At 50.8% G+C, this 21,134-nt stretch carries 18 protein-coding genes; 6 read left to right on the top strand and 12 right to left on the bottom strand.

The genetic code is table 11. From position 1 onward, the window contains the following. Positions 1-36 precede the first annotated feature (36 nt). Together AAA857_RS03450 and AAA857_RS03455 are read right to left on the bottom strand one after the other, a co-directional pair. Complete coding sequence (locus AAA857_RS03450) at positions 37-1,017, bottom strand: hypothetical protein (RefSeq protein ID WP_338173144.1); 981 nt, start codon at positions 1,015-1,017, stop codon at positions 37-39. 28 nt (positions 1,018-1,045) lie between these two features. Further along, positions 1,046-3,334 (bottom strand): tetratricopeptide repeat protein, encoded by a 2,289-nt coding sequence (locus AAA857_RS03455; protein WP_338173146.1) that lies wholly within the window; start codon positions 3,332-3,334, stop codon positions 1,046-1,048. Positions 3,335-3,515: 181 nt separating this feature from the next. Here AAA857_RS03455 and AAA857_RS03460 point away from each other — a divergent pair, with 181 nt between their 5' ends. Further along, complete coding sequence (locus tag AAA857_RS03460) at positions 3,516-6,266, top strand: hypothetical protein (RefSeq protein WP_338173148.1); 2,751 nt, start codon at positions 3,516-3,518, stop codon at positions 6,264-6,266. A 356-nt stretch (positions 6,267-6,622) separates the two neighbouring features. Here AAA857_RS03460 and AAA857_RS03465 read toward each other — a convergent pair whose 3' ends face one another. Further along, the gene (locus AAA857_RS03465; protein ID WP_338173150.1) at positions 6,623-7,333 is read right to left on the bottom strand and encodes a hypothetical protein; all 711 of its coding nucleotides are present in this window, start codon (positions 7,331-7,333) and stop codon (positions 6,623-6,625) included. A 41-nt stretch (positions 7,334-7,374) separates the two neighbouring features. Beyond that, complete coding sequence (gene dnaG / locus AAA857_RS03470) at positions 7,375-8,631, bottom strand: DNA primase DnaG (RefSeq protein WP_338173152.1); 1,257 nt, start codon at positions 8,629-8,631, stop codon at positions 7,375-7,377. Between the two features lie 217 nt (positions 8,632-8,848). Here dnaG and AAA857_RS03475 point away from each other — a divergent pair, with 217 nt between their 5' ends. The 4 genes from AAA857_RS03475 (at position 8,849) to AAA857_RS03490 (ending at position 10,742) form a co-directional block, all read left to right on the top strand. After that, complete coding sequence (locus AAA857_RS03475) at positions 8,849-9,337, top strand: hypothetical protein (RefSeq protein ID WP_338173154.1); 489 nt, start codon at positions 8,849-8,851, stop codon at positions 9,335-9,337. A gap of 290 nt (positions 9,338-9,627) precedes the next feature. Next, positions 9,628-9,957, top strand: a complete 330-nt coding sequence (locus AAA857_RS03480) for a hypothetical protein (protein WP_338173156.1) — start codon at positions 9,628-9,630, stop codon at positions 9,955-9,957. 26 nt (positions 9,958-9,983) lie between these two features. Then, on the top strand, positions 9,984-10,193 hold the full coding sequence (locus AAA857_RS03485) for a hypothetical protein (protein ID WP_338173158.1): 210 nt from the start codon (positions 9,984-9,986) through the stop codon (positions 10,191-10,193). A gap of 9 nt (positions 10,194-10,202) precedes the next feature. Further along, positions 10,203-10,742, top strand: a complete 540-nt coding sequence (locus AAA857_RS03490) for an NTP transferase domain-containing protein (RefSeq protein WP_338173160.1) — start codon at positions 10,203-10,205, stop codon at positions 10,740-10,742. On the opposite strand, the gene purN is transcribed toward AAA857_RS03490, so the two are convergent. After that, positions 10,684-11,361 (bottom strand): phosphoribosylglycinamide formyltransferase, encoded by a 678-nt coding sequence (gene purN / locus AAA857_RS03495; RefSeq protein WP_338173162.1) that lies wholly within the window; start codon positions 11,359-11,361, stop codon positions 10,684-10,686. The genes AAA857_RS03490 and purN overlap by 59 nt on opposite strands. 67 nt (positions 11,362-11,428) lie before the next feature. Here purN and AAA857_RS03500 point away from each other — a divergent pair, with 67 nt between their 5' ends. Next, positions 11,429-11,962, top strand: coding sequence for a YbaN family protein (locus tag AAA857_RS03500; RefSeq protein ID WP_338173165.1), 534 nt, complete (start codon positions 11,429-11,431; stop codon positions 11,960-11,962). A 203-nt stretch (positions 11,963-12,165) separates the two neighbouring features. Here AAA857_RS03500 and purH read toward each other — a convergent pair whose 3' ends face one another. From purH to AAA857_RS03535, 7 genes are all read right to left on the bottom strand, one after another. Then, positions 12,166-13,809, bottom strand: coding sequence for a bifunctional phosphoribosylaminoimidazolecarboxamide formyltransferase/IMP cyclohydrolase (gene purH / locus AAA857_RS03505; protein ID WP_338173167.1), 1,644 nt, complete (start codon positions 13,807-13,809; stop codon positions 12,166-12,168). 77 nt (positions 13,810-13,886) lie between these two features. Then, entirely contained in the window at positions 13,887-15,476 is a 1,590-nt protein-coding gene (locus AAA857_RS03510; protein WP_338173169.1) for a TCP-1/cpn60 chaperonin family protein, read from the bottom strand. 47 nt (positions 15,477-15,523) lie between these two features. Continuing rightward, positions 15,524-17,605, bottom strand: coding sequence for a hypothetical protein (locus AAA857_RS03515; RefSeq protein WP_338173171.1), 2,082 nt, complete (start codon positions 17,603-17,605; stop codon positions 15,524-15,526). Between the two features lie 11 nt (positions 17,606-17,616). Beyond that, entirely contained in the window at positions 17,617-18,273 is a 657-nt protein-coding gene (locus AAA857_RS03520) for a hypothetical protein (RefSeq protein ID WP_338173173.1), read from the bottom strand. Positions 18,274-18,373: 100 nt separating this feature from the next. Beyond that, the gene (locus AAA857_RS03525) at positions 18,374-19,756 is read right to left on the bottom strand and encodes an ATPase, T2SS/T4P/T4SS family (protein ID WP_338173174.1); all 1,383 of its coding nucleotides are present in this window, start codon (positions 19,754-19,756) and stop codon (positions 18,374-18,376) included. A gap of 46 nt (positions 19,757-19,802) precedes the next feature. Further along, positions 19,803-20,156 (bottom strand): hypothetical protein, encoded by a 354-nt coding sequence (locus tag AAA857_RS03530; RefSeq protein WP_338173176.1) that lies wholly within the window; start codon positions 20,154-20,156, stop codon positions 19,803-19,805. A gap of 63 nt (positions 20,157-20,219) precedes the next feature. Further along, positions 20,220-21,131 (bottom strand): Gfo/Idh/MocA family oxidoreductase, encoded by a 912-nt coding sequence (locus AAA857_RS03535; protein WP_338173178.1) that lies wholly within the window; start codon positions 21,129-21,131, stop codon positions 20,220-20,222. Positions 21,132-21,134 lie beyond the last annotated feature (3 nt).

A 21,134-nucleotide genomic window follows, 5' to 3' on the forward strand; every position in this document is an offset into this window, starting at 1 on the left:
TGGGAGTTCCTACTCAAAATGCCTTGCTTCAACCCGTCAAAGAACAAAGAAGTATGCAGCCGCGCCCAAACCTGTCAAAAGGCCACCAATAAGAAGCATTTTTGATAGAGGCGACGGGGGAGTTTCCGCCTCCAGTGGGACCGCCTGGGTAGGAAGGTCTGGTACGACCTTTTCTTCTGAAGCAGGTTCTTCTTGAGCGTCCCAATATGCCTGCTTTTCTGCCTCGCCTGCTGCGAGTTCTGCTTCAATTCGTGCTTGTTCCGCAAGACGAGCTTCTTCGGCCAATCGGGCTTCTTCAGCAAGGCGTGCTTCTTCGGCCAATCGAGCTTCTTCAGCAAGGCGTGCTTCTTCGGCCAATCGTGCTTCTTCGGCCAGTCGAGCTTCTTCAGCAAGGCGTGCTTCTTCGACCAATCGTGCTTCTGCGGCCAACCGGGCATCTTCTGCCGACTGGGCTTCTGCGGCCAATCGAGCTTCTTCAGCAAGGCGTGCTTCTTCGGCCAATCGAGCTTCTTCAGCAAGGCGGGCTTCTTCTGCGAGGCGTTCCTCTTCGGCCAGTCGGGCTTCTTCTGCAAGGCGTTCCTCTTCTGCAAGGCGTTCCTCTTCAGCAAGGCGGGCTTCTTCCGCAAGGCGTTCCTCTTCCGCAAGGCGTTCCTCTTCTGCAAGGCGTGCTTCCTCTTCCTTGCGAGCGGCTTCCGCAGCGGCTCGTTTTGCTGCTTCGGCAGCAGCAAGTTGTCGGATTCGTTCATTGATTGCGTCGGCATTCTTGTTGGAGTACCGTGTGAGAATGGCTTGTCCCATTTTTGAGAAATCTTCGTCTGAGATGGAATCAACTTGTCCCCGAGTTGCAACCAATAAGCGTTCTACATCATCTATGAGGAATTCACCTTCGTGACTGTTGAGTTCAGTACGGAAGGCTTTGTAAAAATCTCGTTGTTCTGGCGAAATAGCCCCGTCTTGGGTCATAAAGTCTTGAAGAGCAGTGAGGATTTCGGTTAAATTGAGTTCTTCAATTTCCATCGCAATCCCCTCCAGCAGGCACAGGGTGTCATCGGGTCGTCATCAATGTTCGTTCGCATTCTGCTAGGCGGGCCTTCGCAACATTGTGGTCCGGGTCGATAGCTAAAACTGCACGCCAGGCCGCCTCTGCTTCACCCAAACGTTCTGAGTTATGGAGAAGAGCGGCGATGTGCAAACGCGCATCCAAGTGTTGGCCGTCGCATCGAACCGCTGCTTCAAAGTCCGAAAGAGCGTTGTCAATTTTTGACCATTCAAGATAAAGGAGCCCGCGCTGGTGCCATGCTGGAGCATGTTCTGGAGAATGGCGAAGAGCCTCATTAAGCGGCGATTCTGCTCGCTCCGGGCGGTCCATACTCATGTAACACGCTGCGAGTTGAGTGAGGGCGTGGGTATGGTGGGGGGCGGTCTCAAGTACGTGGCGAAGTTGTTTGCTTGCATGCTCCCATTCTCCGAGCATCATGTGGCCTTCCGCCTTTCGGACTCTGGCAAGAGCGAGCATTGGAGCCATGTCAAGAAGAATCTCAGCGTCATCAAGTACACTCCTGCCTTCGTTCATTGCCATCGAGACTGAACTGCGATTTAGGCGGGCACGAATGTGAGCAGGGTCAATATTCAAGCACTCTGTAAACTTTTGATGAGCCACTTCCAGGCGCCCCGTTCGGGCTGCTATGTTTCCACGGACGTAGGCTACCGTCGCACTGGCTCCGTGGACGTCTGCTGCATCAATGTAACCTGACGCTGCGTTGACATCGTTGGTATCTAAAGCGAGGAGAGCGGATTCGGATGCTACGGATGCATCGTTTTCATTCATCAAACGGCGCGCTCGGGCGAGTGATTCGCTGGCAACCTCAACATCGCCGAGCATGCGTTGGGTGCGAGCAAGTCCCAGCCATCCAACACCCAATTCGCGATCAAGAGACAAGGCTCCATTGAACGACTTTAATGAAGCATCAAGAAGGGCGGTGTCGGTTTGTCCGGTTCCATCTCGGTGCCGGTCTGCGTGGGCGAGGTGAAGGCGCCCTTCAACAGCATGAAGCAGAGCGTGGTCGATACCATCGGGCGTTGATGACAGCAGTTCCTGGGCCTCATCAATTCGATGATTGAGAAGGAGTTTTCCTGCGATTCTAGCACGAAGTTCTCCGTTCATTGGTTGTGCTTTCAGCGCCCCCATCAGCGTTTCTTCAGCAGCAACACCTGAGCCTTCTAACTCCAAAAGTTCGGATTTAAGGAAAATGGTGTTAACGCCACCGGCCTCCAATGCAACTGCGTGCGTTGCAGCCTTCAGAGCCTCACGTTCGTTGCCGTTCCCACCTGCGAGCAAACGAGCTTTGAGTGCCCATGCTTCACCGCATTGGCGTTCTAACGTCAAGCAGCGTTCGTTAGCTTCTAGAGCGAGTGTTAGTTCTCCATCAGCCTCAAGCAAAAGGGCATATGAAAGCCAGTCCTCGTGCCGGCTTGGGTCTTCCTCAAGCGCCTGTTCTATGGCCTCAAGGGCTTCCGAACGAGCGCCCGCACGAGCCCGCAGCCCAGATAACAAGGAGCGGTCTGCGGCTGTATCAACTCCAAGTGCTTCGAGACGTCGGACTGCACGTTCTGCTTCTTCATCCCCCATAGAGGCAAGAAGATGTGCATGTGAACGAAGCAATGCTGGGTCGTCGGGTGTGATTTTCATGCGGGCTTCAAGCCAATGGCGCTGCAATGCTTCATCACCACGAAGTCGCGCGATGTATTCCAGGCCCTCTACAATGCTCGCATGGCCTGGTGAGCGTTGGTAAGCAACTCCAAGAGCGCTTTCAGCCCACACGTGGTGCTGAATGTTAAGAGCGGCAAGTCCAAGACGATGTGCAGTATCTGAATTCACCCTAAGATCAGCCATCGTGTGATGATGGGCATCCAGCAGGGCAAGAAGCCGTCTCAACATGGCTTGGTGTATAGGCGTCAACGATGAGACGCCAACGGCTTCAACCGTTTGGTGTTGGACAATGCTCTCCAGTGCGTGACACGTTTCAGAGGCATCCATCGCCACTTCCAATGAACCCTCATGGCGTTTCAAGAAGGCATGAACGGTAAGGGATGCATCAATTTCTGGATGGATGGCTCGCAAGGAATTCATGGTCTCTTGAAGTCCATTGACCTGATGCTGGGTATCTTCTGCGGATCGGTTGAGTTGGTGGAAATGGGTGGCTTGTGATTCCCTGAGAAGTGTTTGCATATCGAGAAGGCGAATGACCCGTTTACTGGTGCTTAGCATCCAATATCCAACTGCACCAGCAGCACTGAGTGTGGTTAATCCTACAACGACGGCAAAAGCGCTCATTGACCCTCACCCGTCCGGTGTGCCTTTATGGTCTGCGGCGAAAAGAAGGGGGAATGTGCCTGTTTAGAGAGTCTTTAATCTCCCCCGAATTGGACAATTGAGAGGAAATGAAGCATTTTTCCTTTCCACCTTTGCTCACATTCAAAGGCTCCCTGTAACGAAGCAGGTTCGGTGAGGTCAATTGACGGATGAGGTCGACGGGGGCGTTTGGTATTCTGAGCGCCTTGAATCCCTTGTTCGATTTGGATTTGAGCGAACCCGTGTAGAGGCATTTCTACACGAGGATGAATCCAATGTTGTGGAACGTTTGGCTTGGCTTGAATCTCAGCGTGAACGAGCTTCTCAAATTGAAGGCCGAATCGTTTCATTCGGGGCAGGCCACCCAGGCCATGATGTAGATTTTTCATTGAGTACACAAGCCCTTTCCGACCCGTTTGCCATAGATGATGCGTTTTCTTCATTTGAACGGACGATGGCCCAGTATGCGCCTTGGGAGCCGGCTTTGGAGCGTGGAAAAGTGGCTTGGAATGAATTCGGTTTTGGAAATGACTGGCTTCAACTCTATCGGCGTCTAGCAAACCTGGACCCGTCGAGTGCTGCATCGGTTCAAATCCTGTATCCATTATTCACGCAACCTGAGCGTTTCGATGAATTGTTTCGCCATCTGGAAATGATCGAAATGGATGAAGACCGTCAACGTAAGGTCATGAGGCAGGGGTATGATTCCCTGAAAACAATGGGTTACGATCTCCCCGATATTGAACGAGAAGCACTGATGGACGCTTTTGCTGTGATTGAAAGATGGCAGGAATTTCACCACATAAGCGAACAACTCAAACTATCAATTGCACAACACATCACCCCGTTTGATGAGGAGATGAGCCAAGAATTGGAACATCGGCGCTCTTTGCTAACCAATATTGAACAAACCGGTGAACTCAACGGGATGGAAAAAGAGGTCAGTCGCCTGGGCCAGACGTTTGAAGACCGTCGGTTAGAGGTTTCATCGATCATCGATGGATGGAGGGGCCGGGGCATTGTGTTCCCTCACGAAGGAGATCTTCATCCGAGTGAGTTGATGGAATGGGAAGCAAATTTAGACTCCATCAAAGACTCAATCACTCACCATTTGACTTTGGTTGAACGATGGCATCGCTTTGAAAAATATTGGCCAAGCCGTGTTGAGATGAGTCGGGGATGGGTTGGAAAACTCGAACACACAGAAGAATTACAAGACGCTGTTGACGCTTTAGACCAACTTTGGAAGCAATTGGAGCTTGACGGCCTGTCTCTTCTGGACCACTTTGAGGGTGCCGGCATGCTCCTTGAGGATTGGCGGCAAAGGCTGTTTGAAGATCCTCTAAGAACCATGGAACTGTTAACACACGCACGCCCCAAATGGGAGCGGGCCGTTGCGCTCATTGAAGATTTGGAGGCCCTCGATGTATCCTTTGAAGGCGAGGAGGGGGCAACTGGGCGAGTCCGGTTGTTGCGAGAAACTGAACTCTATGAGGAATTAATGGATGAATCTGAGCGATTTATCAGTGAAAGGACCCGACGAAACGCCCGCCACCGTGACATGCTGAACAGAGAACTTGCAGATTTGAGAATCGCCGATAAAATTGCTATTGAACGCGATACATCAATGATGAACCTCAGTGAATTTGAACGTTATGTTGCTGCCCTGCAGCGTTCGGATTCAGCCACGAATTTGGACACTGCATCTTCACTCCCAACCCGATTTATATCGCAATTAAACCGTGAGGTTGAGCAACTTCAAGAAATGGGGTGGGATGTTGAAGACTGGCTTTTAGCCCTCCCAGATCAACCTGGAGATGTCGCTCGCCAACTCAATCTGGCACGGCATCACGTCCAACATCACGAAGTGTTGAGGCGCCGACTTCAGCACCTTCCCTGGAATAAAGACATCAATCGGGCATTGCAAATTGAATTGGACTTAAGGCGCCCTTCCCGTTTAGCATCGCTGAGCGAAAAAATCCCAGCATTATCGACCCATCTTGCCCAAAGGGCCGTAGAAGACGAAACGTTTGAACTCAAATTATGGAAGCCAAAAACGGTCCGTCCAACCTTGGTTCCACTCCCGGAGAAGGAGCACCCCGTTCAAGCACCAGCGAACGCCCTTGAGGATGCTCATGAAGCCATGCTTGAAGCCATGGAACAACCTGTTCAAAGGGAAGGTCATGTTGAGCCTGTGGAGCCCACGCCTCCGGTTATGGAACCCCCCTCAACTCCCAAAACCGATGCAGTGGTGGTTGATGCCCCTTCTGAAGACCACTTTGAGGATTTACCTGAAGTCATTGAAGAAAGGTCAGAAGGTCACGGAATTGAGAAGATGGAAGAAAAAGTCGTAAGTGAGCCTTTGGAGGTTGCAACTAAGGTCACGCCCATTCAACCTCAAGGAGGCAATGTTGAGCAGACTTCTGCCGCTTTGAACGCTCTGGCATCGCTGCTCTCACAACTTGGTTTGAGCGATGCTGCCCATTCAACTGAACATGCCGGCCTCAATGCAATGACGGAGGTGCGAAGGTCAATCGCTGGACATGTGAACGTCACTCCCCGTGATGTTCGTATTGCTCGCTTACTGCGAATTATGTTGAGGTGCCTGCCCGATGGCGGCAATGAAGACGCTCAGCGAGCCGAGATCCTGACGGTACTTTCAAATTCGATTAAGCCCCTAAAGAAGTGGATGCGCCATCGGTTAGAATCACGTCATTCAGGAGCGAGTGGGGATCTATTGAAAGACGCAACTGAACTTGGAACAGCGCTTACCCGGATACCAGGTCCAGGCCGTCGGGTCCCGATGATGCAGGACGAATACGCTCTACCTCACGACCTTGCTGATATCAAAAAAGAGGCGTTGCGCCTCTATGACGCCATCGTCTTGCCTTCTGCAGGCGGCGTTGTTGCCTGATTCAATCCCACAGAGGGTCTCGAACCGGCGCCCCAACTGGCGACGTTGGTGGCGGTAACGGGGGTGGCGGGAGAGAGTTGAGTGGGACCATTGTTGGAGCTTGCGGTGTTGAGGGCAGCGGGAGCGGTGCAGGAATCGGGGCTGCGACTGGCGGCGGTGGAATGTTGGCTTGAGGCGACCTAATTGGAGGCCCAGCCAACGGGGTAGGTTGTGGCGAGGGGGGTGCTGGAATCTGCGACGGCCGAGGGAGTTGTTGTGCAACACTATGAGGAGGTTGTGGGATCGGGGCAGGTAATTCCTTAACGGGTTTAATCGCGGGTGGTCGTATTGGTTGCTTCATGGACTCTACGATAACGTTAATGTGTTCCGTATCTCAGTTCTCCGTCCCGTAAGAAGCCGACGAACGCCGGCCCTAGAAGGGCGGTACTGTTGTAAATCAAGAACGGGCTTTGCCTCCATCCTGAGAGATAAAAGTCATGACGTCCCCCGTGGTCAGAAAAGGAAATACGATGTAAATCCAATTTAGCAAATAGTATTCCTGCGAGTCCAGCCAAAATGAATACCCCTCCCCCAATCATAGGGAGGCTGGTCAACATCATAACCCAAACAAACAAACCGAACCCAACCGAACCCGCCCAGATGGGCATCAAGCGCTGAAAGATATCGAGATGCGTGTGGGAATATCCGGAAATATGCTCTTTGACGAGGGCCATGCGGACATTGAGCCGGCGAATGCCGTCTGCATCGTACCGAGATTCAACCATCCTCATCAATTTTTCATCAATGACGAGTGAGGTTGATTGATGCCCAGATATATGTTGGCTCAAAGGAAACTCCGTTACCGTTTCGCCTTGGAGCGCCAAAATAGGTGCTGCTCGTACAGGAAACGACCATTCTGTTGACGCTTTGTCGCCCTCAGTAGACGTGACTTCGGGGTCGTTATCCTCTTCTGTTTCATCGTCACGGGGAACGTCAAGTTGATGCGCACCCTCTGGAATTACGTCGTCGAGAGAAGGTTCTGCCTCATCCTCTTGGGCGGGCCAGTCCGTAGCAATGTCTTCGTCCATAGACGGGCAAAGGCGATGTTGCTTTTCAACGAACCGCTTACTCAGCGGTGAACTTCAGAAAGCCAAATCTTGACGCCTTCTGGAGCCTTGAAATCCTTGCCTTCTTTGGTTCCAATCAATGTGGATGCGGTTGATTGATTGATGTAATCAAGTACCTTTCCAGTCACTGGCCCATTGAAGATAACAGCCTCTGCTTCCTCGGATTCGCTCATTGCTGCTTCAAGCTTTGAGGGACCGATTTGTTCGGAATATGTGCCGTCAGCAAACCGGATAACGGCCTTGTTCTTGCCGATGTCCTCAGCCATGTCAAACAACTCTTGAATGTCTGCTGGAGCGGGTTCAACTTCTTCAACACTGAATTCTTCGTCCATATCTTTGTCCCAGTCTTTGTCCTTTTCGCCGCCGAACTTTTCGTTGTCTTTGGCTTCCTTGTTGTCGATTTGGTGCTTGAATTTGACAGCGTCAACCTTCTTTTGGAGGCGCATGGTAACCGTCTTTTGAGGGAGCAATTCCCATTCTTGGCCAACAGGTGCTTGAGCAACATGGTCAACCTTCATCGTGTCGTAAAGTTGTAGGAATAGCATTTCACCGCCCCGGTCACCATCAATGGCGACTGTGACGCTTTCCTTGCTGTTTGCCAGGTCAATCAATTCTTGCTTGATGTTACCGGATCCGTCGGCACTGATGGCGTTCTTCAAGCCGCAGTTCAACAAGTTCCGAACATCGTTTCGGCCTTCCACGATAATTAGGGAGGTTGATGATTCGACATTGGGCCCACAGGTTAGTCCGTGGAATGATGTTGCAGTTCCGGTCGTGAGAACGGAGCGAACTTCTTCAATCACAGTCTTTGAGGCGGCTTCTCCTGAGTTGACGAGGGAAAGGAGTAATTCCTTTGCTCGGTCAACAACAGCGGTTCGCTTCGTTGCACGAATATCGCTGATTTCAACAACTTTGATGATTGAGTTGCACGGTCCAATACGGTCAATTGTTTCTAACGCACTACCAATGATAGCCGTTTCAACGTTGTCCATGCTGCTTGGAATGGTGATTGTTCCATGCACTTTTCCGTTCTTTGTTTCCATTTCAACATCAACGTGTCCGATACGAGCGGTCCGTTGGAGTTTTCGAAGTTCAAGTTCATCGCCAAGAAGCCCTTCGGTTTGACCCATAATGGCCCCGATGATGTCCTTGCGTTGGACCGTTCCGTTCACTTTAATATCGGCTCGAATTTGATATTTCATAGCCTTGCCTTTTGAGTTTCCACCGCCAGAGCGGTTGTTAGTGTTGTTTCTTCCCATGAGAATTCCTCTTTCTTACGAACACATGAACTTTGCATAATCAGCGCCAAACAGACTGCTTGGCGCTGTCATTTGCAACCATCCTCGGAAGGATGAAGTGAATGTGAACAGATATCCCAGGAGCCGACCCCTTTTGAATCCTCTCCACAAACGAAACCTTCACATTACGTTTTTTTGAAACGGATTCTTCAAGTGGATGAAGGTATTGGATGAACATGTGTCATCGCCGGAACTCGGGAGTTTGGATGTTTTCCGTTCCACCGTTGAGGTCATGCTCATCGATGGCGTTCTTACTCGGGAAGAGAAGCGCCTCATCATCAAACTCGCCAACGTTTTGGGATTAACCCCCGACGAGCCCGCCTACATTTACGAAGCCATTCAAACCGATCGTGATTCTCGGCCTGGAGATTCGGTTTCGCCCGAAAATATGCGCTTGATTTACACAAAGGTGTTTGAAGTCGCTATCGTTAACGCCTCGCTTTCACGGGATGAATTTCGTGTCCTTGCTCATCTTCGCTCACAATTTGATATTGACGATGAACAGCATCGAGAAATTGAGGCTGAGTTGCGTGAAATGGTCAAAGAAAAATATGAAGATGCTGCCGTCATTGACACCTTGATGAATACCTTGCGGGATTCGGTCGGTATGGTGGGGGACCTCTTTGATACGTTTCGAAAACGAATCAATGAGGGTGAAACCCGTTGAATCCTCATCTTGACGACTGGTTGGAATCTCAACCAACTTCATTGTTAAAGTCCAAACGCAAGATGATGAAGTTTCTCAAACAATCCTACGGGATTTGCGTTGGTAATTTTGCGAACAAACCGAGAACCGATATCACAACACAAGATGGAACTTTTTCGTTCCATATGGGAAGTCCTTTGCCGGATTTGCGCCAAATTAGTTCTTGGATGCTAACCCACTCCCCCAACCAACGAAAACTAGCAAAGCTGATCCCGTCGCTTTGGAAACGGCACGGGCGAGAAGATGTTTCCATGGCGGGTTTGTTTCTTGCAAATTTATCGTTAGAAGACCTTGCTCAAGATCCCTGGATGGCGTTTATTCACCTTCTACAAACGAAAGAGCCGCTATCAGCAGTGCTTGAAGTTGCAGAAGAAATCGTTCGTGGCGGCCACTCTTCTCCGAGCGATGAGTGGTTGGTTGCGGCAAGTGAACAAAGCCCTCACTGGCACCAATATTGTGTTCTGTTTTTATCTCTAAGAAAGGTGCAAACCGCTGCATCCCGTCATCTCGCATCAACCGCTCCGAAAGGTGGAGAACTGTTCGAACGAATTAGGGAACGCCTTCTCGTATCGGAGCATTGATGGACATCTTGCAGAGTGTATCGACCATGACGGAACGGTTCCTTCCAGCGGAAGACCCTGTTCTTGAGAGTGTTTTACGATGGACTGTTGATCGAGATGCGCGTGATGTACGCCGTCTTCTCGAATGGCTACCAGAAGCTCGTTCGAGTCGAGAAAGAAAGGCGCTTCTTGACCGCGTTCGAGGCTTGCTTGAAGAATTAGAAGAGGCATTAAACCGTCTTGACGGCATGCACTGAGGAGCCCTCATGTCGTTCACTGTACTACTGTTAGCAGGCGGAGAAAGTCAGCGAATGGGACGGGATAAGGCGTTGATGTATGGAGGGGTTGCCCGACTAAAAGACGTCTTGTTACGTTGTGGAGCTCATCGCGTTATTGTGCTTTGTGGAGACGGGGGGCGAGTCGGTTTTTTTGAAGGTGAAACATGGGCTGACCCGTCGCATTGTAACGGTGTTCATCAGGTTGTTGAATGGGCTCTAAACCGGATTGATGGCAACGTCTTATTGGTACCCTGTGATGCATTCCTCTTTGAGGAAAAAGCATGCATGGCCTTCTTGGAACGAGCACAACTTGGAGGAGTCCCTGTCGATGCGAACGGGCGAAGGCAACCTTTGTTCTCGTACATCCCACAATCCTTTGCTCTACCCGTGAGGATGGATTCAATGCGTAGCATGACCGAATCCTTACCGACCATTGACACGAAAGATATTGGGCAATGTTTCACCAATTTCAATCGTTATGAAGAACTTGAGGAACATCGAGATGAACTTTCCCGGATTTCATGGTAACAAAGCCTTGGGCAATCCAACTCAGCACCCGAGGATAGAGCCGATGCTCCTCAACCTTGACTCGGTTGCTCAATGAAACCTCGTCGTCCCCGCTGAGCACTGGAACGATCTCCTGAGCAAGGATAGTCCCGCTGTCCATCCCTTCGTCCACCATGTGAACGGTACAACCGGTTAACTTAGCCCCAGAAACAAGGACATCTCTATGGGCGTGAGCGCCGGGAAAATGAGGAAGATAAGAAGGATGAATGTTGACGACTCGCCCTCGCCATGACTCGAGGAGATGGGGGGATAGAAGGCGCATATAGCCGGAAAGAACCACGAATTCAATGTCATACTGCTCAAGAATCTCCATGATCAAATCTTCATGGGCAGCCCTTGTATTCTCGGTCCCTTTTGGAGGCAAGACAAGTTTGACCTCCACCCCGAGTTCCTCGGCAAGTTGAACTCCTCCTGCTTCCGACCGGTTGGAAATGACGACGGAGGTGGTGTGGGAAAGGCCGTGGTGTTGTTGGGCTTTGACCAGTGCTTGCATTCCCGAACCCGACCCGGAAATCAAAACCGCACAACGAAGCGGATTCGCAACTGTCGCCACTCTTCCGCCAATTGGCGTTCCTGTCATGATTTTCCCAAAACTCACCTTCATTTGATTACTTCGTTCATATCGGAGGGGTTTTTGAAGGCTCAGCGTGCCGCAAGGATTGAGGGGTCCCGTGACTGAAATCGCTACGAAGTCTTTTGTGAGAGCCCAGGCTTCACAGGAAATCGCCTCAAAATACGCCCTCTTGGAAGACGCTGAAGTTGTTGCATTGGTGCTAGCTGAACATAAACCGAGTGCGAACGCATTTATCCGTGGTGTTTGGATCACCGTCGGTAGTTTGTTTGTTGCATTTGCTGGAATTGGCATATTCCTCCCTGGATTTCCAACAACATCATGGCTGGTAGCTGCTGCTTATTGCTACGGGCGTTCATCCCAGAAGTTGTTTCACTGGCTCATTACCAATCGGTACTTTGGGGGCCCTTTATTGGGGTATTACAGATCTGGAAAGGCCCTTCCCTTCCATTCAAAGATTGTGATTTGTGGATTAATCGGGTTTGTTTCTGCTTCTTCCATTTGGCTTGTCACAAAAGCAGGAGATCCCGGATTTGGCCAAGTCACCATTTCCATTATTGCGGTGCTCGGGATATGGTGGGTTGGATGGCGTGTGCCCACAACTGCGTGATTACTCTACTTGGAAGGAATCATACACTTCTGCAGCTTTCTTGCCTGCATCGATGAACAACATCGGAAAAATTCCGTGAATGATCAATTGTATTGAGCTCAAGCCAAATCTGAATGATAAGCGAAACGCTCTCAAAAGGTGTTCAAAATATGTCATTCCTACGTCGTTTAGATGTCCCAAAATAATTCACCGCTCCACAATTGTCAATGCCTGAAAAGGCGATGTCCTGTGAATATCATTGCTATGTTGCGGGTATTGGCTTCATCAATGACTTCTTGGTCACGGATTGAACCTCCCGGTTGAACTACGACGGCAGCGCCTGCTTCTGCAGCTTGCTCAAGGCCGTCTTTGAATGGAAAAAATGCATCGGATGCGAGGACACAGTCTTTGGCTTTGTCGCCAGCACGTCGTGCGGCGATTCGCACGGCTTCAACCCTGCTGGTTTGCCCTGGCCCTATTCCAACTGTCGCTGTACCTTGTACCATGACAATCGCATTTGACTTCACTTGCTCACATACGCGTACGGCGAATTTCATGCTATCGATTTGCGCCTGAGTGGGTTCTCGCTCTGTGACGGTTTTTGCCTCTGCCCAATCGATGATGGGTGGTTCTTCGGTTTGGACCAGCATTCCCCCTTCGACGGGTTTACGAACAAGGATTCGTTCCAAAGGAGCCAAACGGTCTTGAGGGGATTCAATGGTGAGCAAGCGACGGTTTTTCTTTTCCATCAGAAGAGATTTTGCCTCGGGTGAAAACGCTGGAGCCATGAGGACTTCGACAAAGAGATTTCCAATTGAAGCCGCCGTTTCAGCCTCGACTGGTTCATTGAAGCAAATAATGGAGCCAAACGCTGACTCTGGGTCGCTCGCCAAAGCCATGTCAAACGCTTCCTTTTGGGTTGCAGCCAGTGATGCGCCACATGGGTTGTTGTGCTTGACAATAACACATGCATGAGGCGTTTGTGGCCATTCGTCTGTAGAAAGTGAACGGCAAAGACGCAAGGTTGCATCAGCATCTGAATAGTTGTTGTAGGACATTGCTTTACCGCCTTCAACCAATGCTGTCACCAACGTTGAGTGTTGACCAGCATTCAGTGGGTCAACGTACAAACCAGCGGCCTGATGAGCGTTTTCTCCGTATCTTAGGGTGTGCATGATGTGGGCGGATGAGAGCATCGTCGAGGGAAGTCGTTCGCTTTGTTCGTTGACATCAGAGAAAGCAGCTGGGTCGCCGATGAAGCGTAGATGAAGTTCGTTGGCGATTGCGGAATCGTATGCAGCAGTGTGTTGAAAGGCCTCAAGGGCAAGTTCTTGGCGCAGGCTCATGTCAACTTCAGTGACATCTTCAACTGCTCGAATCGCTTTGAGAAGATCGTTGTATCGCTTTGGATTGGTTGCGATGAGAACGTGTTGGTGGTTTTTTGCCGAAGCACGGACCATCGTTGGTCCGCCAATGTCAATCATTTCCAGCAAGGGGTTGTCATCCATAGGAGGTTCTTGAGCGGCAGCGGTTGAGAAGGGGTAAAGGTTGCATGCAACCAGGCGAATGGGCGAATATCCAAGTCGGTCCAGTTCTGCTCGGTCGTCTTCTTTGTGAAGGCGTGCAAGAAGCGGCCCGTGGATGGCTGGATGAAGTGACTTGACCCTCCCGTCAAAAATTTCAGGATGGTTGGTTAAATCAGAAACATGAAGAACATTGAGTCCTGACTCCCGGAGCAACCTTGCTGTTCCCCCAGTGGAAACCAATTCAAAACCTAACTCTGCTAAACCTGCAGCAAATTCAACGATTCCTGTCTTGTCCCAAACGCTCAGTAATGCACGGGGTCGGGATGATTCTTTACCGTTCATGCAGGAGTCCCGTTATCGTATTGGCCCCGTCCAATGGTCTTGAAGATAGCGCACAGCCATATTGGCTCATTTAGAGGTTAATCTCCACGGGCCGAAATGACTTGATCGACTCGCAGCAACCCGCAGGCGGTTTCTGTGGCGGCTTCAATTCCATGCAGAAGTGTCTCGGTTGGCGCCCATGCATGTTCAACCACCTCAACGGAGCCGGAGGGGCCGATTCCTGCTTGGTTGTTTCCGTTACGGTGTGCAGAACGAAGCGCGAGGAGCGTGTCCAATTGGTCAACACCCGCATTGGTAGCAAGTGTTGAAGGAATCGATTCAAGCGCTCGTGCAAAGGCTTCCATGGCCAATCTTTGACGGCCTGATTCTTGTTCAGCCGCCTCCTTAACCGCAAGGGCAGCAGCCATCTCTGCACTCCCGCCTCCGCGTACAAGTGAATGGGTTTCCATCACTTGAGCGGTCGAACGAAGTGCGTCGTACAAGCCGCGAATCACTTCATCCGCAGCCACGCCATCGCCGCCTCCTACGTCAATAGTAGCAAGTCCAGCAGAATCTCCAAATCTCATGCAAAGTCGTTCTCTGCGTCCGTCCAAACTTTCGCTGGTTTCAATTGTGAGGTGGTCAAAGTTACCAAGGAATGATGCCGAAAGGTCGTCAAGATGGTCGCACATTGAAGCCCCTGATGCTTTGGCAATGTCTTCAATGCCTGCTCGTTCAAGTCCGCCTAGGACGAAACAACCAGCATCGGTTAGCATGTGGAAGATGCTGGGTTCAATGGTTTCAGCAGAAAAAATAGCAGTGGCACCAGTATCCAATATTTGTTTGACTTTCTTTTTCAAAATCGCATCCTTAGCATCAACAAAAGCCATCCATTCATCGGCCGTTTCAACCTCAATATCGGCATCTCTCGAAGATGTTTCATAATCGAGAGGACACGTAAGAGCAACCAATTTCCCGGCACCTAAGCGACGAGGTAAGCGGTCTAGAATCAAGGCTGTGTCCAGAATTAAACCGTCCAGAAGACGCGAATTCTGTAGATTACCCTGTGTTCTTTTTGACATTCGAATGTCTTCGTAATTGACTCCATCATCACTTCGCGATACCGTTTGCAATCCGTCCACAACCAATTCAGCGAGGAACGAGCCGGCAATGTCTGCGGCCGTTCCATTCATTGATGTCTTGGCCACGTGAACGAGTTGTTCACGAGACTTGTCCCATTGCGTTGAGCTTGATTCTATGGATTGACGCGTCACTGCTGCAGCTTTGATGTAACCGTCGTTCAGAATCAGTGGATGCAAGCCCCGACCAAGCAGTCGTCCGGCTTCTCTCATGAGTTCACTTGCGAAGATCATGCAGCCAGTTACTCCGTCCCCGCATGCATGCTCTTGTGCTTCAGCGAGTTGAACGAAGGCCTTTGCCGCAGGGTGTTTCACGAGCAATTCTGCTACGATTTTAGCGCCATCATTGGTTACCGCTGTCGTTCCGTTGGTTTTGTAGAGCATCTTGTCCAAGCCTTGGGGGCCAAAGGTTCCCCGCATTAAATCACCAAAGGCTACGGCGGCTGTAACGAGTTTCTGGGTGACGCCAACACCGCTTGTTACGGTAGTGGTTGGCCGTACAATTGTAACCGGCGCGCGCCCACTGCCGTCATTGTTTGCTTGAGCCATTAGAACAACCCTGGAGGCTCAACTTCTTGAACCCTTTATCCCTTGAATCACTTTTTCTTAGCAGGCGCTTTCTTAGCAGGTGCTTTCTTTGCATGCTTGCCAAGTTTGTGAGCCTTTTGTGACTCGTTGTGGGACCAATGGTAGGCCATCTTCAACAATTTGAGGTAGTGTTCGTTGCCGTCCTTCACCATCTTGTCATGAAGAACATCGTTGGTCATGAACACGTCGCCCCATAGTTGTGCGGCTGTGCCCTTGTCGCCCTTTGGCATGTCGAAAACTTCCTTGATGGTTGGGTCAAGGTATGCTCGCCAAACACGAGCCGGATTGACCGCCATGGTGACCTCGACGATGATTTCATTTTCGTTGATTCCGGTACCGGTCTGCCATGTATCTTCACCGAGGTCGGCGAGGAACGGTAGACAGAGGTCTTGAATCGAGAGGCTCGTCATTGGGTCGGCGTTGGTAAGTGCGGCGTAGGCCTCACGCATGCGTCCACGGTCTGCTCCACGAGAAGCTGTCTGGAAGCGAAGTTTGTCGATGGATGTTGGAACCAAAAAGCGAACATCGGTGTAGTAGACCAACGGATTATCATCGGACGAATTGAAGATGTGTTCAAACGGTGCAGGTCCTGCAGATTCACCAAGTTGGTCAACCGGGTATACCGTCTTCAAGGCGTTGGTAGCAACGGATTGGATGATGCGGCGCATCAAGCGTTCTGGTGCTGCAGAAACGTCATTGAAGGTGTCAAGGTATTCTTGCATGTTCAGAATATCATATCCGCGAACGGAAAGAATGGAGTGGACGTTTGGACCAATCATCTTCTCGCCATCAACTTCTGCCTGGCTGATCCAGCGGGAGCCTTTTGCAACATCTGAAGCGGCAACGAGGTCTGCATAGGCCTTGAAACGTCGAGTCACGCGGTTCATGAAATCAGCTTGGTCGAGTTTGGTGAACACGGTTGAGCCGTAGTTGGACTTGAGGGCATGGTCAGCAACTTGGCTGGCGTTAGCACAGGTCAAAAGATTGCCCTGGTCGCTTGGGTACATGATGAGGCGACGGCGCTTAGCGGCCCCTCCAAGTGTTCCGACTTGGGGGTCGGTCAAAATGTATCCAAGGGTTGCGCAGACCTCAAACAGTCGGCTGTACTTGTCTTCGTCGCTGGAGTTTCCAATCCACTCGTCAAGTCCAGGTTCGATGCAATGGAATTCCAATGGAACCATTTCTGAACCCGCACCAAATGCTTGGCGTACGGTTGAAGATTGCATCATTCCCATCATGGTGTAAAGGGAAGTTTTTCCTGTGGTCAGGTAAACGTCCGAAATTCCTTCTTCACCAAACGAAGAACGGCGGTCTGGAAGATTGACAAGGAGGTTGAAGGCTGTTGCTGTTTCACGGTTTCCGTTAACGGCAGGCCAAATCCAAGTGTTAGGTCGGGTCATCAGGTAACCCGATGCGTCCTTTCCAAATCCAGCAGGTGAATATCGGATCCATCCCACACGGTTGTTGAATGACACGTTACGGTGCATCAATGATGGGTAATAGACTCGGTCCAGAGGGTCTGAGTCGGGCACAACACCGCGGTGTCCAAGCCCCCAAAGAATAACTTCCCATTCAGCGAAGTCCTTGCCGTCTTTTGCTCCGAGAAGCAGGTGGTTCTCATTGAGTGTATCGCCTTCAAGAATCGCCCCGCCCATTCGCTCTTCGTCGCCTGTTGAGCAAAAGAAGAAGGTCTGAGTCGTGAACAATTGTTTTGGAGTCCACATGTTGGCGTTGATAACGGTCTTTTGCTTGAGGTAATCAGAGATGTTCTCAATTCGTCGCTCGAATTTGAAACGGTCTGAGTCAATCCAAGAAGAACCAAGAACGATGTTGGTGTTCAGGAGTTTGGCCGATGCTGGTCCGATGTAACGGGTTCGTGCATCTGCTCGGCTGTGATCCGAAGCAGGAATTTCTTCCCAGGGACCCTTTCGGGGAATGTATGTCATGAAGGTTGCGTCGTCGAATTTGTGCTTTTCGGCATCTGCAACCACGGCTTCAACTTCATCCATGAGTTTGACGTATGTCTCACTCGGTAAGATGCGTTGTGTTAATTTGAATGTTTTATCTGATACGCTACGATGTTCCCACATTTTTCTTCACCTCAAAATTTCTTCATGTCTTCTTCGGGAGCCTCTTCGACCCCTTCTTCGACGGTTTCTTCTTCTTCCGCTTCAGCTACTTCTGCTTCAGCTTCGACTGTTTCTTCCACTTCGGCTTCTGCCTCAGCTTCTTCTTCAACGGATTCTTCCGCCTCGGAATCTTCGGAATCTTCGTCCATATCGGCGTCGGGATCCAGCATCTCAATGACAGTGTCTTCGGCTGTTTCCTTAGCAACCTCAGTTGCTGCGACGGTAGCGGCTTCTTCTGCCCTTGAAATCAATTCTGCTTCATCGACACGCCCTGCTGTTGCTTGGTCAAGAATCATGGCAGCGGTAGCAGCCATTGATGAATCAACGTGTGGGGCGCCCTTGTAGACGTATTGAACTGCAAGTCCAACCAGACCGCAAACAGCACCAGAAGCCATAACCCAGCCGCTGTTGTTTCGTTGTGTGTCGGTAGGGTCAATGTTGGTTTCAGTCCCTGTGACCGGCGGGATTTGCATTCCCGTGAAATAGGTGTTTGTTAGGACTTCGATGACGGCCCAAACAGCGTATAGAACCAGAACAATGGAGGCTCCGTTCATCCATGAGCGATTTTGAAGAAGGAAGGCAATGGCCCCACTTTCGTTGCTTTCTCTTGATGTTTCTTCAACGGACATGACCAATCCTCTATCCCGTAAGCCCCGCTTATTCACTCATAAAGGTGGTCCCGATATTTTTCTCGAACGCCCCCGAAGTGGCCTCTTTTCACCGTGTTCGTTAACGACGAGGTTTCTTGCCCTTATTCCCACCTTTTCTGCGGGAATTGTCCCAAGTGGAATTGCCCTTTCCCCTCCCCCGCTTGTCAGACCGAAAGGCGTTGGGTCGTTCGAGCGATTCGGGCATTTCATCAAACGATTCAATGCTGAGTCGGATTCCTCCGAGTTCATCTTGGAGTTGTTTGACATTCTCTCCACCTCGGCCAACAAGCGTTGCGATCATGTTTTGCGGCGCATAGACCGTTGCGGCACTTTCACTGCTGAATTGAACTTGACAATCTACGCCAACCCATTGGCGTATGTGTGAGGCAATCTGTTCCTTCGCGAGCGCTTTCAGGGGCGACATGTCCTTCTTTGTTCCATCGATCGGAACGACGGCAATTTCAGAGCCAAAAGCAAACATTTCATGCGTGATTTTTCCGCTTGGGAATTCGATAACCTCGATGACCGGGCGAGCAAGTTCTTCCTGCATTCCTGTTGGAGGTTTGACCGTCATTCGCAGTTCAAGGACTTGTTGAATTGCTCCCGCCTCGACATGGATAATGGTATCAAGCACCTGGCTAACGAGCCCCAATTCAACTTTTCCAATCAGGCGTTGAATGGCTTCCAATGCTGAATTGGCGTGGGTCACCCCCAACAATCCAACCCCTGCAAGACGGACGTCGGAGAAAATCTCGAAATCGCGCGCCCGGCGTACTTCGTCAAAGATAACAAAGTCAGGCCTGACAAGGAAGAGAATCTCTGCTGTTTTTTCCAGGTCGCCTTCCAGTGGCGCATATTGTGTAATGCGGTCAGCGAGCTGCAAGTCTCTTGGGGCCTCCATCGTTTTGACCAATGCGCCGACATCGGTGTCAAGATATTCGGCAATCGCTTGCGCGAGCGTCGTTTTTCCGGATCCTGGACGCCCACAAATGAACACGCCTCGGTGATGGTTGCTCAAACGAGTGATAAGGCGATCATCGAGATCGTAATCGGAAATACTTAATTTTGCAACCGGCCGAACCACGGTAATTTCTCGTGCGTCTGAAAAGGGTGGCCAAGCACATGCAATACGTAGATCCCCGAGTTGGATAACTTTGCAGCCTTTACGGTCAATTTCTAGAAAACAATCGCTGCGGTGTCGGTTATCTTCAACCAATTCGGCTAATTCGTCGCTGAGTGCTTCTACACGTAGCGTATCCCAATCCGTTCCACTGTCTTCAACTTCGACAAGTTTGAGTTGTCCAATTGTCCCTCGTTTCACTCGCGGTGGGCATTCTGCTTTGAGGAAAACCGTGTGAACGTCGTCCTCCAGAAGGGCCTCAAGGGCGTCAGGTAATGCTGGGTGGTCGCCGAATGTAGCCATAGTACTCGTGTTTAGGCCGTCGGCTTCTGCCTTTGACACTTCGCATGGAAGACCGAACGATTCGTCTATTCGGAAAACAACTTCCTCAGTTGCCGTTTGGTTGGATCATAAAACCCGTAAGCCAAAATGAGCCAACGAAAACGAGCGACAAAACATAGGCGCCGACGGTTGGAAAGGCCCACATCGAAACTGAAACCTGTGCGAAGATGATGATGCTGGCGACAACGGCGAGCATCTGCCACGGGCCGTTACCTTGCAGGTGAAGGGTTGAAGTCATCACTTCGCGCTCCGAAAGCCCCCAAATCAGTCCGGTGAGGGCCGAAAGGGCGATGAGTGCCTGCATGCCTGCAGTGACGGTTCCTTCGAGATACCAAACACCCAGGGAAGCAACCAAAGTTGCGGCAAACATGCGTTGGACGGTTGAGAAAGCAAGTCCCATGAAGACGGGGAAGTGCTGTTGATTCTTGAATACTCGCAACACCTTGTATGGTTTTGAGGCGATTCAATACCGCTCTAAATCTTGGAACCATTGGTTGAGAGTGCGAAGGTCTTTGATCGGTGGGTAAATGGTTGGAGTTCTCGATTTCACATGCTTGAGGAAGAAGACCCATTCGTTGTACAGAGGAGAGTGTGTGTTGGTAAGTTGAACCGTTTCCCGCACACCCGAGCGGTTCAGATGCATCTCAGGCGTTGCTCCGAACGTTAAGTTGAGGTTGCCCTTTTGCCCGATTAGAGTCAGTTCGCGAAGTTCGGTGGCTGCATTCCAGGATACATCGATGAGGAGCCGTTTCTGCCCCGCTCCATTTGCATCAAGAAGCATTCGTTCAGGTTCATGTTCAAAGAGACCGGGGGGCGTCTTCGCCATTTCCTTCAATCCAAAGAAAAGTGAAAGGTCAAACCCGTGAATTGCCAGTGTTTTCATCGCTTCTGCGCCTTCGGGGCGCCCTCGTTCTGTCCTGCGGCGATAATGGAGCCCGAGCAACGTTCCAATGGCTCCTTCGGCCAGTTGTTGTTTCATGGCCTCAACTCCTTCATGATGACGAAGAAGGAACCCCGTGACGAGCGTGTCGCCCCGATTTAAAGAATTGAGGAATTCAGGCTCCTGTTCCAAGCGGTCACTCAACGGCTTTTCAATCAGCACTGGGATGTTCCTTTCAACTGCTCTCGAAGCAAGTTCAAGATGGGAGTTGGGTGGCGTGACAACAGCAATGCAATTCACCACGCCGGCGTCAAGCATGCGGTCAAGATTGGTGAAGGTCGAATCGACCTGTTTCGACAGGTTGACGAGTCGGTCGGGGTCGAGGTCGCATATTGAGATGTGCTGGATGCGACCTTCTTTTTTGAGTTGAATTAAGGTCTCAAGGTGGCGCTTTCCCCATCGGCCGTGGCCAACCAACCCCACATTCAAATTCATGAA

This window comes from Candidatus Poseidonia alphae (assembly GCF_943787815.1).
Classification (GTDB): Archaea; Thermoplasmatota; Poseidoniia; order Poseidoniales; family Poseidoniaceae; genus Poseidonia; species Poseidonia alphae.

Excerpts from the sequence above, each read along its gene's own strand:
- purN (WP_338173162.1), bottom strand. The coding sequence starts at position 11,361 with ATGACAGGAACGCCAATTGGCGGAAGAGTGGCGACAGTTGCGAATCCG.
- AAA857_RS03455 (WP_338173146.1), bottom strand. The coding sequence starts at position 3,334 with ATGAGCGCTTTTGCCGTCGTTGTAGGATTAACCACACTCAGTGCTGCT.
- AAA857_RS03520 (WP_338173173.1), bottom strand. The coding sequence starts at position 18,273 with ATGTCCGTTGAAGAAACATCAAGAGAAAGCAACGAAAGTGGGGCCATT.
- AAA857_RS03480 (WP_338173156.1), top strand. The coding sequence starts at position 9,628 with ATGGCGGGTTTGTTTCTTGCAAATTTATCGTTAGAAGACCTTGCTCAA.
- AAA857_RS03450 (WP_338173144.1), bottom strand. The coding sequence starts at position 1,017 with ATGGAAATTGAAGAACTCAATTTAACCGAAATCCTCACTGCTCTTCAA.
- AAA857_RS03530 (WP_338173176.1), bottom strand. The coding sequence starts at position 20,156 with ATGGGACTTGCTTTCTCAACCGTCCAACGCATGTTTGCCGCAACTTTG.
- AAA857_RS03465 (WP_338173150.1), bottom strand. The coding sequence starts at position 7,333 with ATGGACGAAGACATTGCTACGGACTGGCCCGCCCAAGAGGATGAGGCA.
- AAA857_RS03535 (WP_338173178.1), bottom strand. The coding sequence starts at position 21,131 with ATGAATTTGAATGTGGGGTTGGTTGGCCACGGCCGATGGGGAAAGCGC.
- AAA857_RS03490 (WP_338173160.1), top strand. The coding sequence starts at position 10,203 with ATGTCGTTCACTGTACTACTGTTAGCAGGCGGAGAAAGTCAGCGAATG.
- AAA857_RS03510 (WP_338173169.1), bottom strand. The coding sequence starts at position 15,476 with ATGGCTCAAGCAAACAATGACGGCAGTGGGCGCGCGCCGGTTACAATT.
- dnaG (WP_338173152.1), bottom strand. The coding sequence starts at position 8,631 with ATGGGAAGAAACAACACTAACAACCGCTCTGGCGGTGGAAACTCAAAA.
- AAA857_RS03515 (WP_338173171.1), bottom strand. The coding sequence starts at position 17,605 with ATGTGGGAACATCGTAGCGTATCAGATAAAACATTCAAATTAACACAA.
- AAA857_RS03485 (WP_338173158.1), top strand. The coding sequence starts at position 9,984 with ATGACGGAACGGTTCCTTCCAGCGGAAGACCCTGTTCTTGAGAGTGTT.
- purH (WP_338173167.1), bottom strand. The coding sequence starts at position 13,809 with ATGAACGGTAAAGAATCATCCCGACCCCGTGCATTACTGAGCGTTTGG.